Annotated in this window: 16 protein-coding genes; 10 read left to right on the forward strand and 6 right to left on the reverse strand. The window is 70.8% G+C overall.

All coding sequences use genetic code 11. The features are described 5' to 3' along the window. Positions 1–15: 15 nt before the first annotated feature. From QR77_RS01445 to QR77_RS01460, 4 genes are all read right to left on the reverse strand, one after another. Positions 16–531: a DUF6328 family protein gene (locus QR77_RS01445; protein WP_040019291.1), complete on the reverse strand. Its 516-nt coding sequence runs from the start codon at positions 529–531 to the stop codon at positions 16–18. Further along, the gene (locus QR77_RS01450; RefSeq protein WP_040019292.1) at positions 528–902 is read right to left on the reverse strand and encodes a VOC family protein; all 375 of its coding nucleotides are present in this window, start codon (positions 900–902) and stop codon (positions 528–530) included. The genes QR77_RS01445 and QR77_RS01450 overlap by 4 nt, the downstream gene beginning before the upstream one ends. 105 nt (positions 903–1007) lie before the next feature. Continuing rightward, the gene (locus QR77_RS01455; protein ID WP_040019293.1) at positions 1008–1709 is read right to left on the reverse strand and encodes an alpha/beta hydrolase; all 702 of its coding nucleotides are present in this window, start codon (positions 1707–1709) and stop codon (positions 1008–1010) included. Continuing rightward, positions 1706–2803 carry an NAD(+)/NADH kinase gene (locus QR77_RS01460; protein ID WP_040019294.1) on the reverse strand — a complete coding sequence of 366 codons (1098 nt, stop codon included), beginning with the start codon at positions 2801–2803 and terminating at the stop codon, positions 1706–1708. The genes QR77_RS01455 and QR77_RS01460 overlap by 4 nt, the downstream gene beginning before the upstream one ends. A 288-nt stretch (positions 2804–3091) precedes the next feature. On the opposite strand from QR77_RS01460, the gene QR77_RS01465 reads away from it, so the two are divergent. The 6 genes from QR77_RS01465 (at position 3092) to QR77_RS01490 (ending at position 7573) form a co-directional block, all read left to right on the forward strand. After that, a complete protein-coding gene (locus QR77_RS01465; RefSeq protein ID WP_040019295.1) occupies positions 3092–4081 on the forward strand; it encodes a PRC and DUF2382 domain-containing protein in 990 nt (329 codons plus the stop codon). A gap of 232 nt (positions 4082–4313) precedes the next feature. Further along, positions 4314–5201 (forward strand): phosphotransferase, encoded by an 888-nt coding sequence (locus tag QR77_RS01470; protein ID WP_040019296.1) that lies wholly within the window; start codon positions 4314–4316, stop codon positions 5199–5201. A 110-nt stretch (positions 5202–5311) separates the two neighbouring features. After that, positions 5312–5779: a VOC family protein gene (locus tag QR77_RS01475; protein WP_040019297.1), complete on the forward strand. Its 468-nt coding sequence runs from the start codon at positions 5312–5314 to the stop codon at positions 5777–5779. Positions 5780–5977: 198 nt separating this feature from the next. Further along, positions 5978–6553 carry a hypothetical protein gene (locus QR77_RS01480; protein ID WP_040019298.1) on the forward strand — a complete coding sequence of 192 codons (576 nt, stop codon included), beginning with the start codon at positions 5978–5980 and terminating at the stop codon, positions 6551–6553. Between the two features lie 82 nt (positions 6554–6635). Further along, the gene (locus tag QR77_RS01485) at positions 6636–7232 is read left to right on the forward strand and encodes a TetR/AcrR family transcriptional regulator (RefSeq protein ID WP_040019299.1); all 597 of its coding nucleotides are present in this window, start codon (positions 6636–6638) and stop codon (positions 7230–7232) included. 128 nt (positions 7233–7360) lie between these two features. Beyond that, positions 7361–7573 (forward strand): hypothetical protein, encoded by a 213-nt coding sequence (locus QR77_RS01490; RefSeq protein ID WP_040019300.1) that lies wholly within the window; start codon positions 7361–7363, stop codon positions 7571–7573. Positions 7574–7656: 83 nt separating this feature from the next. Here QR77_RS01490 and QR77_RS01495 read toward each other — a convergent pair whose 3' ends face one another. Continuing rightward, on the reverse strand, positions 7657–8652 hold the full coding sequence (locus tag QR77_RS01495) for an aldo/keto reductase (protein ID WP_236710488.1): 996 nt from the start codon (positions 8650–8652) through the stop codon (positions 7657–7659). A 191-nt stretch (positions 8653–8843) separates the two neighbouring features. On the opposite strand from QR77_RS01495, the gene QR77_RS01500 reads away from it, so the two are divergent. Beyond that, positions 8844–9461 (forward strand): TetR/AcrR family transcriptional regulator, encoded by a 618-nt coding sequence (locus QR77_RS01500; protein WP_052488448.1) that lies wholly within the window; start codon positions 8844–8846, stop codon positions 9459–9461. A 97-nt stretch (positions 9462–9558) separates the two neighbouring features. On the opposite strand, the gene QR77_RS01505 is transcribed toward QR77_RS01500, so the two are convergent. Continuing rightward, on the reverse strand, positions 9559–10557 hold the full coding sequence (locus QR77_RS01505; RefSeq protein ID WP_040019302.1) for an aldo/keto reductase: 999 nt from the start codon (positions 10555–10557) through the stop codon (positions 9559–9561). Between the two features lie 186 nt (positions 10558–10743). Between QR77_RS01505 and QR77_RS01510 the strand changes: the two genes are divergently transcribed. The 3 genes from QR77_RS01510 to QR77_RS01520 all read left to right on the forward strand — a co-directional run. Then, on the forward strand, positions 10744–11340 hold the full coding sequence (locus tag QR77_RS01510; protein ID WP_040019303.1) for an XRE family transcriptional regulator: 597 nt from the start codon (positions 10744–10746) through the stop codon (positions 11338–11340). 139 nt (positions 11341–11479) lie between these two features. Continuing rightward, complete coding sequence (locus tag QR77_RS01515) at positions 11480–12742, forward strand: FAD-dependent oxidoreductase (protein WP_078876422.1); 1263 nt, start codon at positions 11480–11482, stop codon at positions 12740–12742. Then, a partial coding sequence (locus QR77_RS01520) for a (2Fe-2S)-binding protein (protein ID WP_052488449.1) occupies positions 12739–12994 on the forward strand: 256 nt, incomplete at its 3' end. The genes QR77_RS01515 and QR77_RS01520, both read left to right, overlap by 4 nt.

A 12994-nucleotide genomic window follows, 5' to 3' on the forward strand; every position in this document is an offset into this window, starting at 1 on the left:
TCGACTGAGCCGGGCTCAGCGGCCGGTCCGCGCCGCGTGCCGGGCGAAGGCCGGCAGCACGAACCAGCACAGCAGGAACCACACCACCATCACGCCGACGAGCCAGGCGGCGATCGTGTTGTCCACGGCGAGCCGCAGGACGAGCAGCAGCGCGGACGCCATCGTGCCGAGCAGGAGCACCAGGCCGGTGAGGGTCAGCCGGGAGGCCCAGACCACGGTCTGGGGCTTCAGGTGCCGGCCCGTCAGCAGGCGGTGGAGGGAGACGGGGCCGATGAGCGTCCCCACGGCTGAGGCGCCGAGCATCACCGTCACGGTGTAGAGGATCCTGTCGGTGTGCGACAGGTCGGTGAAGCGGGACTGGAAGACGACGGTGAGCAGGAAGCCGAACAGGATCTGCACACCCGTCTGGGCCACCCGCAACTCCTGGAGGAGTTCGGCCCAGAGCCGGTCAGCGCGCTCCTCGGGCGTCTCGTCCCGCCCGGAGCCTCGCGTACCGTCGTGCGGGTCGTCCCTACGGCCGCTCGGTGTCACGGTTGGATCCGGCAGAGGCAGAACGGATGCCCGGCGGGGTCGGCGTAGACACGGGAGTCACGTCCGTCGCTGTCGTCGAGGTCGAGGGGTTTCGCGCCGAGCGCGAGCACCTGCTGCTGGGCACCGTCCATGTCCGGCACTTCGAAGTCGAGGTGCGCCTGCTGCGAGTCGTGGTCGGCGCTGGGCCATTTCGGTGGCTGGTGACCGGGTGCGCGCTGGAAGGCGATCCGTGCGCCGTCGGGCGTGTACAGGTCGTACCAGTCTTCGTTCGACCGCTTCACCTCCCCGTCGAGCACGCCGTCGGAGAAATGGGCGAGTGACGACGGGTCCGGACAGTCGAGGGCCACCAGGCTGAAGGTCGCGATCGCCATGTCGGTCTCCTCGGTCTCCTCGGTCGGGGCGGGCCCCGGGCGGGAACCCGGCGGCCCGGTCGGTCTCCGGCGTCCGCCGGACGGCACGAGGGGACGGATGCCCCGTCACACGACCGTAAACCCGGCGGAATCGGAGTTCGACCGCGTCGGCGCGGTGCCGGCGACCTCCCGTAGCAGTGCCGCGACGCGCCCGGGCCGGCCGACGAACGGCGAGTGGCCGCAATCCCACTCCCGTACGGACCCGCAGCGCCCGGCCAGCGCCCGCTGGAGCGCGGGGTCGATCGCCTTGTCGCGCGCGCAGACGACATACGTGGACGGTGTCGCCTTCCACGCGTGGTGCCGGGCGGCACCACGGCCGCACCCCGGGCCCTGGGGCCGCAGCAGTCCGGTCGCCCAGGTGGCGGGGCCGGCCGGACAGTCGCCGTAGAAGACCTCCCCGGCCCGCTCGGGGAGCACCCGCGTGGCACCGGCCGTATCCGGCACGATGGCGTCCCTGAGCAGGCGCGACGCGCCGCCGAGGCTCGCCGCGCTCTCGCCGGTGTCGAGCACGAAGGCCGCCAGGTACACGAGGTGGTGCGCCCCGCGCAGACCCGTGATGACCGATCCACCGTAGGAGTGGCCGAGTACGACGGGGGGCTCGTCCAGCGCGTCGACGGCGGCCTGGACCGCTGCGGTGTCGGCGGCCAGGGATCCCCGGTGCAGTTCGGGGACGACGACATGGGCGCCGGTCGCGCGCAGCCGGTCGGCGACCGGGGAGAAGTGCCCGGGGCGGTGGTACAGGCCGTGGACGAGCACCACCGCGCTCACGCGGTCGGCTCCCGACCGCTCTCGCGGCCGTCCGACTCGGGCGGGGGCGGCGGCAGGCGCAGGTGGGCCAGGTCGTCGGGCACCGGGCTGTCGGGGCGGAACAGCGGCGCCGGCTCGCCGTCGATCACCGAAGCGGGCGCGTCGGTGAGCCGGAAGCGGTCGCGGAGCCTGGTGTAGAAGTCGGTGGGGCTCAGCCGGACGAGGCGCAGCCGGTACCGCGCGCCGTACACGCCGATCCAGTCACCGGGCTCCAGGACACCCCGCAACTGACCGTCGATGCTGAGCGCCACCCCGCCGGAGTGCGGCAGTACGCGCAGCGCGACCGGCTCGTCCGGCGCGGCCACGACGGTGCGGTCGAAGGTCATGTGCGGCGCCACCGGGGTGAAGACCACCGCGTCCATGTGCGGCGAGAGCACCGGGCCTCCGGCGGCGAAGCTGTACGCGGTCGAGCCCGTCGGGGTCGCCACGATGACGGCGTCGGCGGAGTACGAGGCGAGCAGCCGGCCCGCGATGTAGACGCCGAGGCTGACCTGCCGGTCCCGTACGAGCTTCTCCAGGACGACATCGTTGAGGGCGATGACGTCGAGAGCCATGCCCCACCCCTTCTCGTCGCCGGTGTCGGGACGGATGTGCGGGGGCGGCAGCGTCGGGGTCCGGCCCTCGCGCATGAGCGCCTCCACACCGGACGGGATCTCCAGGGCCCGCGAGGCACGCATGGTGAGCGTCATGCGCTCCTCGATCGTGGCCCGGCCCTCGTGGACCGCGTCCAGGGCGTGCGTCACCTTCGACGCCGGGACCTCGGTGAGGAAGCCGACCCTGCCGAGGTCTACGCCGAGCACGGCCGCGTTGCTCTCAGCGGCGATCCGTGCGCCCCGGAGGAAGGTCCCGTCGCCGCCGAGGGTGACGACCAGGTCGGGATGTCCGGCGGCGGAGGCTTCTTCCTTGCCTCCGTGGCGTGGCTCGTGGTCCTTCCACACGTCGATTTCCTTGCAGGGCACACCGTGGGCGTCCCCCCACGCATGGACGGTGCCGGCCGCTTCGACCGCGGCGGGGCGGCCCTGGTGGACCACGATACCGATACGTTTCACAGCCATGTTCGCGCTCTCCGTATGTCCGGCACCCGGGATCCGTCTGCTTCAGGGTCCAGGATCTCCGACGATCGTGCGACCCACATTGCGTCACCCGAATGGCGGATGGACGAGCCGCGCCGTCAAGTCGCCGTAAAGGCTGCGCGGACAGTGCGTCGCGGCACGCGAGAGGGTTCGTCCGGGCCACTGCGGTTGCCACGGGTGCCGTGCGGAGGCGCGATTGATGTGCGCGCGCCTGAACTCCAGGGGTCTGTCCCCACGGACGCGCTTCCCCCACCCAAGGAGTGATCGCTGATGTCAGCCGATGGCGTCTTCAACAACCCCGGCGAACTGAACGGACTGACCGCCTACGACAGGGACGGCAACAAGATCGGCAACGTCGGCCAGATATATGTCGACGACCGCACCGGGCGTCCTGAATGGGTCACCGTGAAAACCGGTCTGTTCGGCATGAAGGAGAGCCTGGTACCGCTGGAGGGCGCCCGCCGCCGCGGTCAGGACCTCCATGTCCCGCACACCAAGGACACCGTCAAGGACGCGCCCCGTCTGGACGCCGACGAGCATCTGGACCCCCCGCAGGAGAAGCAGCTCTATCAGCACTACGGCCTCACGAATGCTGCGGGAACCGGCATGGGCACGCGTATGGAATCGGATACGGACACCGGCATGGCGGCCGACACGGGCGCGGACACGGGCATGGGTGCGGGTACCGGCACGGACGCGGGCATGGCCACCGGTACGGGCGCGGCGGCAGGCGCGGGGGCCGGTGCGGGCATGGGCGCGACCGAGATGCCCAGCGCGGCCACCTCGTCGGCGACAGGTATGCCGGCCGCTGCCGGGATGCGCGGCAGCGAGGCCTTCGACGCCGAGCGCGGCGAGGAGCTGATCCGGTCCGAGGAGCAGCTCCACATCGGCACCGAGGAGCACGAGTCCGGCCGGGCCCGGCTGCGTAAGGTCGTCGTGACCGAGAACGTCACCACCACGGTCCCGATCAGCCACGAAGAGGTCCGTGTCGTGCACGAGCCGATCTCGCCCGAGGACCGCCGCGAGGGCCGGTCCATGCAGATCGGGGAGGCCGAGACCGAGGTCACCCTGCACGCCGAGCAGCCGGTCATCCGCAAGGACGCCGTGGCTGTCGAGCGGGTGCGCATGGAGACGGAGAAGGTCACCGAGGAGCGGGAGGTGTCCTCGGACGTCCGCAAGGAGCAGATCGAGTACGACTCCGGCGAGGGCGACCCGGGGATGGGCGAGGGCATGGGCGGCAAGCGCGGCCCGAGCCACTGAGATCGCCTCACCTTCACCCGAGGCGAGCACGGTGTGCGGCATACGGCACTGCTCCCCGGTCCGACCGGGCCGGGAGCGGTGCCGTGCGCGCGCGTAGGTCGCCGTCAACAATACGGTCGCTCCGCCTCAACTCCCCTTGCTAATCTCCGCCGTCCGCCCTCCCGGAGATCGGCTTCCCGTGTCCCACACTTCGCCCGTGCGCGCCCCTTCGCCCGAGCCCGATCCTTCGCCCGTGCCCGACCGCACGGACGCGAGCACCGCGGTCGGGGTCCTCGCCGAGGCCAACCGCGCGCACGGCCTGCGGTTCCGTCTTCTCGACGGGCTGCGCGGCGGCTTCCAGTCCGGCACCTGGCTGCTGGGCGACCCCGATGAGGGGCCTGGTGACGCGCCGAGGGCTGTACTCAAGTGGGCTCCCGGGCGCGAGAGTTCCGAGCGGATCCTGCGCGCAGCCACCGCCGTGCGGAAGGTAAGAGCGGCCGGCTATCGGACTCCGGCCTGGCTCGCCGCCGGGGTCAGCGGGGACGGATTCCCGTACCACGTCCAGCGGTTCGTCCCGGGCCACTCGGCTCCCGCGCTCACCGCGGACATCGCGGGGCGGCTCGTCCCGCTGTTGGAGAGTCAGCGCGGTCTGGACGCGGACCCGGGGCACTGCTGGTCGCGCTACGTCCAGGACCAGTTGGCCGGCGGTGGGGACGGCGCCCGGCGCGCGCTCGCCGCTTCGGGGGCGCGGGCACGGGAGTTCGTCGCTGCTCTCGACGCGCTCGTCACGGCCTCGGACGGGGCCGAACTGCCGGCCGGCGACCTGGTGCACGGCGACTTCAGGCTGGGCAACGTCCTGTTCTCCCCGGAACGCGTACCCACCGCCGTCGACGTGGAGGCCCTCGGAAGCGGTACGCGTGCCTACGACTACGCGACGCTGCTGACCGAGGACACCGTGGATCCGGCCGGATGGGAGGTGGTCCGTACGGCGGGCGAACGCGTCGCCGGGCCCGCCGTACTCGCGCGCTGCTTCGCACTGGTCGCGTTCGAACTCGCCGATTTCGTCCGCCTGCGCGACCCGGGGCGGCTGTCCGTCCTGCTCGGTCCGCTCACCGATCGTGCCCGGGCACTCACCACGTGACACCGATATGCCCCGAAATGCCCCTTATGTGCGTGAAATATAGGCTGGCGACGGTGGGTCCGTCCTGACCGGCGGAGCCGCCCGGCCCCGAAGCAGTCGAGGAGCACGCCATGCCCTTGCCGGATCATCCGCCGAAGAACACCACGAGCCCGTTCGCCTCGTTCGCCGGACACCATGTGGCGGTACGCGTACCGGACTACGAGGCGGCGAAGGCCTGGTACACGGAGAAGCTGGACTTCCGCGTACTGGCCGAATGGCCCTTCGGGGATCTTCAGCTCGCCTATCTGGCACCGCCGACCGACAACACGTTCCATGTCGAACTCCTGGCGGGCGGCGACCCCGTGATGCCCGAGATCACCGAGGGCCTCCAGGAGAGCCTGGCGGTCGGCGGCTTCCACCACTTCTGCATGCGGGTCACGAGCGTGGACGACACCCTCGCGGAACTGCGCACGCGAGGGGTGACCGTCCTCGGTGAGCCCTTCGAAGTTCCGGACGTCAGCAGCCGTCTCGCGTTCTTCCGGGATCCCTGGGGCACCAGGATCGAGATCTCCCAGGATCTGCGGCGGGGGAACCGATAGGAGCGGGTCGTTCCGCGGGTGCCGCGCGGGCCGGCCGGTGGTCAACTCCCCACCCGGCGCGGCCCGAAAGGATGATGAGCGACCACATCCCGGGCCTGTCGCCATGGTGGGTCATGAAGATCATCAGCAGCGGGGGCCGTGACCAGCAGGGTCAGTTGGTGTCCTCGCGCTGTCAACCGACCCCGGAGGAGCTCCCCCATGGCGAACGAGCTGAAGTACGGCGACCAGGTCCACCTGCGGAACGGCTACAACGACTGGAAGGGCGGCTACCTCGACACCAACGGCGGCAGCAGCGCCGGCGGCGCCAAGTACGGTGTGTCGACGGCCGATTCGGCCACGCGCGGGATCGGTACGGGAACGTGGGAAATCCTCTCGGCCACCGGCAAGGCCGCGGGAACCACCGTGGTGAGCGGTGACCTGATCCAACTGCGCAATCTGTACGGCGGTGACGGCGGCTACCTCGACACCAACGGCCACGCCACCACCGACCAGCAGAGCGCCGGTGCCAAGTACGACGTCCTGACCTCCAAGGACAAGGACCGCGCGCCGGGCTCCGGCACCGGCCGCTGGCGCGTCTTCGCCCAGGCGTCCACACCCGCCGACCAGAACATCCGCCCCGGCGATGTGATCCGCCTCTGGAACACCTACGCCGACAACGGCGGCTTCCTGGAGACCAACGGCGGCGGCCCGTCGGGCGGCAAGTACGACGTGTGCACCAACGCCTACTACAACCGTGCCGAGAACGTCGGCGACTGGAAGATCCAGCGCCCCTGACGTACCGCGCCGCGGAAGCCTCCCGGGGCCGCCCACCCCGGGACGCTTGTAGGCATTGTCTACATATCGGTAGGCTGACCTCATGACCAGCAGCGCGAAGGACTACCACCACGGGAATCTGTACGCGGCGCTCCTCACCGAGGCGGAGAAGCTCCTCCCCGAGACCGGGCCCGCCGGTCTCTCCCTGCGGGAGGTCGCGCGCCGGGCGGGTGTCAGCCATGGCGCTCCGCGCCGGCACTTCGCCGACAGACAGGCGCTGCTGTCGGCGCTGGCCGAGAGCGGGTACGAGAGGCTCGGCGCCGAGCTGGACGCCGCGCTGGCCGGCGCCGAGGGGACGTTCACCGAGCGGCTCACGGTGTTCGCCACCGCCTATGTCGACTTCGCGGTCCGGCACGGCGCACTGCTGGAGCTGATGTTCGCGTCCAAGAACTGGCCCGACGCCGAGCATCTGCTCAGAGCCAACGAGCGCGCCTTCGCCGCGCCGGTCTCACTGCTCGAACAGGCCCGCAGGGACGGGGACATCGCGGATGCCGACGTCGACCGGGTGAACATGGCCGTGCTGGCGGTCCTCCAGGGACTGGCGGTGATGGCCCACGCCGGGCTGGCCGGTTCGCGCCCTATGAACGACGTGGTCAGCGGCACGGTGACCACGCTCGCCGACGGCCTGCGCCCCCGCTGACCGTGCCGGGCGGACCCGTCCGGCGCGTACACCGGCTCCGAAAAGCGACCGGTCGCGCCCTGCGAAAGCCCCCGCGCGCCTCCGTATTCTTCGATGGCCGGTCTGTCCGACTGCTATCAGGAGGCGTCGTGCCACCCGCCCCGAAGTACTGCTCCACCTGCGACTCCTACGAGGAGCACCGTCCCCTCAGCGCCAAGGAGAAGCTCTGGCTCAAGAACCGCACCGGCCGCAAGAGCGTCGAAGAGTTCGTGATGTGCGTGGCGCAGGGCTGCCGCAATCTGCGCACCGGCTTCGACAAGCGCCCCTTCGACCCGGTCATCCGCGTTCCGCTGCCCGACTGACCCCGGGCGAGCAGTCGGCGCGCCGAATTCGGGGGCCGCCAGGCCTGTCCGTGAAATACGATGCTCCGCTTTTCGAATTCCGCTCAGGCTTTCTGCGGAAAGCGCATGTTCTCCATGAATCCGGCCTGCATGTAGTGGGGATAGCTGGGAACGACCGGCTTGCTGACGTCGTCGAGTTCCCGCAGGTCCTGCTCGGTCAGCTTCACGTCGAGCGCGCCCAGTGTGTCCTGGAGCTGTTCGACGCGCCTGGCTCCGAGGATGACGCTGGTGACACCGCGCTGGGCGAGCACCCAGGCCACGGCCACCTGCGCGACACCGGCGCCATGGCGTCCGGCCACCACCCGCAGGGTGTCGATGATGTCGTAGGTCCGCTCACGATCCACCGGAGGCATGTCGGCCTTGCTGCGGCGCGCCGAGCTGTCGGTGCTGCCCTGCCGGTCGAACTTGCCCGAGAGCAGGCCGCCGGCGAGCGGGCTGTAGGTGAGCTGGCCCACCTTCTGGTCGACCGACATGGGCAGGATCTCGGCCTCTATGTCGCGTCCGGCCAGCGAGTAGTACGACTCCATGGCCACGAAGCGGTTGAAGCCGCGCCGCTCCGATACGCCGAGGGCCTTCATCGTCTGCCAGGCGGTGTAGTTGCTCGCACCGATGTAGCGGATCTTGCCCTGGTGAACGGCGTCGTCGAGGGCGGCCAGCGTCTCCTCGGCGGCGGTCAGCTCGTCGAAGCCGTGGATCAGGTAGAGATCGATGTGGTCGGTCCCGAGCCTGCGCAGGCTGGCTTCCAGCGCCCGCATGAGGTGCAGCCTGGACAGGCCGACCTGATTGGCACCGGGTCCCATCCGCATGGCGAATTTGCTGGTCAGGATCACCTCGTCACGGCGGCCGCGCAGCGATCGGCCGACGATCTCCTCGCACTCGCCCTCCGCGTAGCCGTCGGCGGTGTCGATGTGGTTGACGCCGGCGTCGAGCGCCGCGCCGACGATCCGGTCGGCGTCCTGCTGGGGCAGCGCCCCGATGGTCCCCCAGACGGGGCTGCCGTCGCCGCCGAAGGTCATCGTCCCCAGGGAGAGAGCGGACATGAGAACGCCCGTGTCTCCCAACTGTCGGTACTCCACGCCAGCTCCTCGCCGTGTCCGTCGGTCGCGCCACGTACGGCGCTTCTCCCTTCAAGCTAACACGAGAATCGAACACACCGTCCGACAGCATGACCGGCTGGGGTTTTCACGACCACGGCGGCGGTGGTACGCAGGCGTCGCCCTAGAATCCAGCCATGCCGTCGATCACGCGAAACCCGTCCCAAGGTCCCGAACGCAGAGCCGCCGTCGAGACAAAAGTGTTCGCCGCCGTCGAGGCACTGCTGGCCCAGGGAATGAGCTATACCGAGATCAGCGTGCAGCGCATCATTTCCGAGGCCGATATCGCTCGCTCCACTTTCTATGTGCATTTCCGCGACAAGACGGATCTGCTCTCCCGGCTCGCCGGGACGATCAGGCGGACACTGTTCGGCCTGAGCGACTGGAAGCCGCCGGCCGGGCCCGAGGGCCTCATAGAGGCGTTCGAGCGGGTGATCGCCTACCACCGGGAGCATTACGACGTGCTGTCCGCGATGGCCGAGGTCGCCGCCTACGACCCGACGGTCCGCGACTTCTACACCTCGAACCTCGAAGAGTTCGACGCCCGGACCAGGAAGAGCCTCGCCGACGAGCAGCGCGCCGGGCTCGTGCCCGCCGGACTCGACCCGACGGCAGCCAGCAGGATCATCGTGTGGGGCGGGGAGCAGGCGATCGCCCATCACATCCGTGTCGACGACGGCAGCGGCGATGCCGCGCTCGCCCGCGAGCTGTCGCTGATCTGGTGGCACGGCGCCTACCGGCGCGGGACGGAGTGAACGAAGGGCCCCGTAACGCAGCGGCCGGTCCCTTCACCTGGACCGGCCGCCGCACCTCGTACCTCGTCAGCTCTCCACGATGTCGGTGGGCCGCCGGTCAGGCGTGGCCGGGGCTCAACAGGCTCTCGATCCGCGCGAGTTCGGAGTCGTCGAGCGCGGGTGCTTCGAGCGCGCCGAGGTTCTGTTCGAGCTGGGAGACGCTGCTCGCCCCGATCAGGACGGAGGTGACCCGCTCGTCGCGCAGCGCCCAGGCGAGGGCGAGTTGGGCGAGCGACTGGCCGCGCTCGCCGGCGAACGCGTTCAGGGCGCGCAGCAGGTCCAGCCGCTCCGGGGTGAGTTCGCTGCTCTTGAGGAAGTGGCCGAGCGCCATCCGGGAGTCGGCGGGTATCCCGTCGAGGTAGCGGTCGGTCAACTGCCCCTGGTGCAGCGGCGAGAACGCGATCACACCGGCGCCCGCCTCGGCGGAGGCGGCGAGCAGGCCGCCCTCGACGGAGCGGTCCAGCATGGAGTACTTGTGCTGGTTGATCAGCAGCGGGGTACCCGCCTCCTTCAACAGGGCCGCGGCGCGCAGCATCTGCTCGGGGCTGTAGTTCGACAGCCCCACGTACAGGGCCTTGCCCTGCTGCACGGCGGACACCAGCGCGCCCACCGTCTCCTCGACCGGGGTGTGGGGGTCGGGGCGGTGCGAGTAGAAGACGTCCACGTAGTCGAGGCCGGTGCGGCTCAGCGACTGGTCGAGGCTCGCCAGTACGTGCTTGCGCGAGCCCCACTCACCGTACGGCCCTGGCCACATGTCGTAGCCCGCCTTGCTGGCGATGAACAACTCGTCGCGGTACGGGCGGAAGTCCTGCGCGTACAGGGCGCCGAAGTTGGCCTCGGCGCTGCCGGCCGGCGGGCCGTAGTTGTTCGCCATGTCGATATGGGTGACCCCGAGGTCGAAGGCGCGTCGCAGGACCGCACGCTGTGTCCGGAGCGGAGTGGTGTCACCGAAGTTGTGCCAGATGCCGAGCGAGACCTTCGGGAGCAGGACTCCGCTGTGTCCGCACCGCTGGTAGTCCATGCCGGAGTAGCGGTCGTCGGCGGCGAGGTAGTTCATGTCCGTCGTCCTTGAATGTCGGGGATGTGCAGCGTAGAAAGCGTTTGCTACGGAGGTCAACGTACACACTTGTCCCCAGGTCGGTCGCCCGCACGGAAGGATCGCACTGCCTGTTCGCCATAACGAACGGGCTCGCGAGGCGGCCGTACGCTGAAGCGAACACGATGGACAGCCGAAGGAGCACGCGTGAAGTCCCCCAGTAGTTCCGTCCGGGACACCCTGGCCGCCAACCTCAGGCGCGAGAGGGTCAAACGGGGGCTGTCGCTCTCCGAGTTGTCACGGCTGTCCAAGATCGGCAAGGCGACGCTTTCCCAACTGGAGTCGGGCACGGGCAACCCCACCATCGAGACGGTCTTCAGCCTCTCACGCGCCCTGGAGATGCCGATCTCCGACCTGCTGGACACCCAGCACTCGGACGCGGTGACCGTGGTGCGGGCCGCCGACACCGACGTACTGAGCGGGGAGGGCGTCGATCTGCGCCCGTTGCAGCGCATCGAGACGGGTGGCGTCCTCATGGAGGTCTACGACCAGCAGGTGCGCGCGGGATCGCGGCAGCCGTCGCTCGGCCACGCGGGCACCGAGCACACCGTCGTGCAGGCCGGCGTCCTCGGTGTCGAGGTCGACGGCCACCATGTCGAGCTGGGGCCCGGGGACTACGTCGCGTTCGACGCCTCGCTGCCGCACTGCTACTCGGCGCCCGACGGCCCTGTGCGCTCGGTGCTGCTGCTGCACTACCGGCCGGGGCAGCGGAAGACGACGGAGTCCCCGAACGCGCCGCACTGACGGAGACCCGCCGCCGTACCCGGGGCGTCCGCCGGGAGTGCGGGTGTGCGGCGGCGCGTGGCGCGCGTGGGGGCGTTGACACCCCTCAGGGGGCGTCATAGTCTCACCATCGTTCGCTATACAGAACGTAGGAGGACGAGTGCACCGAACGCGGGTGGTGGTGCTGGGGGCAGGGATCGTCGGCGCCGCCTGTGCCCGCGAACTCGCCCTCGCCGGCTTCGGTGTGGTGGTCGTGGACCGGGGCGGCGCCGCCGGGGCCACCACCTCGCACGGCGAGGGCAATGTGCTGGTCTCCGACAAGGGCCCGGGCCCCGAGCTGGAGTTGGCCCTGCTGTCCCGTCGGCTGTGGCCAGAGGTGCTGGCGGATCTCGCCGAACGGTCCGGGGACGCACCCGGCCGGGTGGCGGCGGTCGAGTGGCAGCCCAAGGGCGGCATCGTGGTCGCGACCACACCGGAGGGCGCGCGGGACCTGCTGCCGTTCGCCTCCGCCCAGCGCGGGTCGGGGGTACGCGCCGCGGTCCTCGACTCGGACGCCCTCGCCGAGGCGGAGCCCTGGATCACCCGGGCCCACACCGCGGCCGTCCACTACCCCGACGACGCACAGGTCCAGCCGGCCGGAGCGGCCACGGCCCTCCTCCATGACGCCCTCGCGGCCGGTGCGATCCTGCACACCGGCCGCGAGGTGCTCGGCGCCGTGGTGAGCGGGGGCCGGCTGACCGGCGTACGCACGTCGCGCGGCACGCTCGAAGGCGATGTGTTCCTCAACGCGGCCGGCCCCTGGGCCGGTGAGCTGTCCCGGCGCCTCGGGGCACCGGTCGACATCCGCCCGAGGCGCGGCGAGGTGCTGGTCACCATGCCGCTGCCGCCGACTGTCTTCCACAAGGTGTACGACGCCGACTACGTCGGCGCCGTGGGCAGCGGCGCCGGGGAGTTGCAGACCTCGGCCGTGGTCGAGGCCACGCGCGGCGGCAGTGTGCTCCTCGGCTCGTCGCGGCGCCAGGTCGGCTTCGACGACCGGACACGCCCCGAAGTGCTCTCGGCGATCGCCGCGAAGGCGCTGAACCTCTTCCCCTCGCTGGCGGGCGTGCCGGTGATGCGCGCGTACGGCGGGTTCCGGCCGTACGTACCCGACCACCTGCCCGTCATCGGCGCCGACCCCCGGCTGCCCGGCCTGTGGCACGCGGGCGGTCACGAGGGCGCCGGTATCGGGCTGTCCGTCGGCACCGCACGGCTGGTGCGCGATCTGCTGCTGGGCGAGCCGACGGAGATCGACGCGGAACCCTTCCGGGTCGGCCGCCCCGCGGTACTCGCCGGCGACGCGCCGGGGCCCGCGCCGAAGCACCCCACGCCCCCCGCGCACCCCGCTCCCCCGAATCGCCCCGCACACCCGGAGGGACCATGAGTCCGAGGCTCGTACCCGCCGGATCGGACGCCGTCCGGCGCCACGACCGGCCGCTCACCATCAGTGTCGACGGCGAACCGGTCGCCGGTGTCGCCGGGCAGAGCCTCGCCGGGGTGCTGCTGGCGGCCGGGCGGGTGTCCTGGCGTACGGCGCCCTCCGGCGCCCCGCGCGGTGTGTTCTGCGGGATCGGTGTCTGTTTCGACTGTCTGGTGACCGTGAACGGCGAGCGTGACGTACGCGCGTGCCGCCGCC

Source organism: Streptomyces sp. 150FB (assembly GCF_000818195.1).
Taxonomy (GTDB): domain Bacteria; phylum Actinomycetota; class Actinomycetes; order Streptomycetales; family Streptomycetaceae; genus Streptomyces.

What these genes read in the sequence shown, in the direction of transcription:
- QR77_RS01460 (WP_040019294.1), bottom strand. Translation starts at nt 2,803, where the DNA reads ATGGCTGTGAAACGTATCGGTATCGTGGTCCACCAGGGCCGCCCCGCC.
- QR77_RS01500 (WP_052488448.1), top strand. Translation starts at nt 8,844, where the DNA reads ATGCCGTCGATCACGCGAAACCCGTCCCAAGGTCCCGAACGCAGAGCC.
- QR77_RS01495 (WP_236710488.1), bottom strand. Translation starts at nt 8,652, where the DNA reads ATGTCCGCTCTCTCCCTGGGGACGATGACCTTCGGCGGCGACGGCAGC.
- QR77_RS01480 (WP_040019298.1), top strand. Translation starts at nt 5,978, where the DNA reads ATGGCGAACGAGCTGAAGTACGGCGACCAGGTCCACCTGCGGAACGGC.
- QR77_RS01505 (WP_040019302.1), bottom strand. Translation starts at nt 10,557, where the DNA reads ATGAACTACCTCGCCGCCGACGACCGCTACTCCGGCATGGACTACCAG.
- QR77_RS01485 (WP_040019299.1), top strand. Translation starts at nt 6,636, where the DNA reads ATGACCAGCAGCGCGAAGGACTACCACCACGGGAATCTGTACGCGGCG.
- QR77_RS01465 (WP_040019295.1), top strand. Translation starts at nt 3,092, where the DNA reads ATGTCAGCCGATGGCGTCTTCAACAACCCCGGCGAACTGAACGGACTG.
- QR77_RS01475 (WP_040019297.1), top strand. Translation starts at nt 5,312, where the DNA reads ATGCCCTTGCCGGATCATCCGCCGAAGAACACCACGAGCCCGTTCGCC.
- QR77_RS01450 (WP_040019292.1), bottom strand. Translation starts at nt 902, where the DNA reads ATGGCGATCGCGACCTTCAGCCTGGTGGCCCTCGACTGTCCGGACCCG.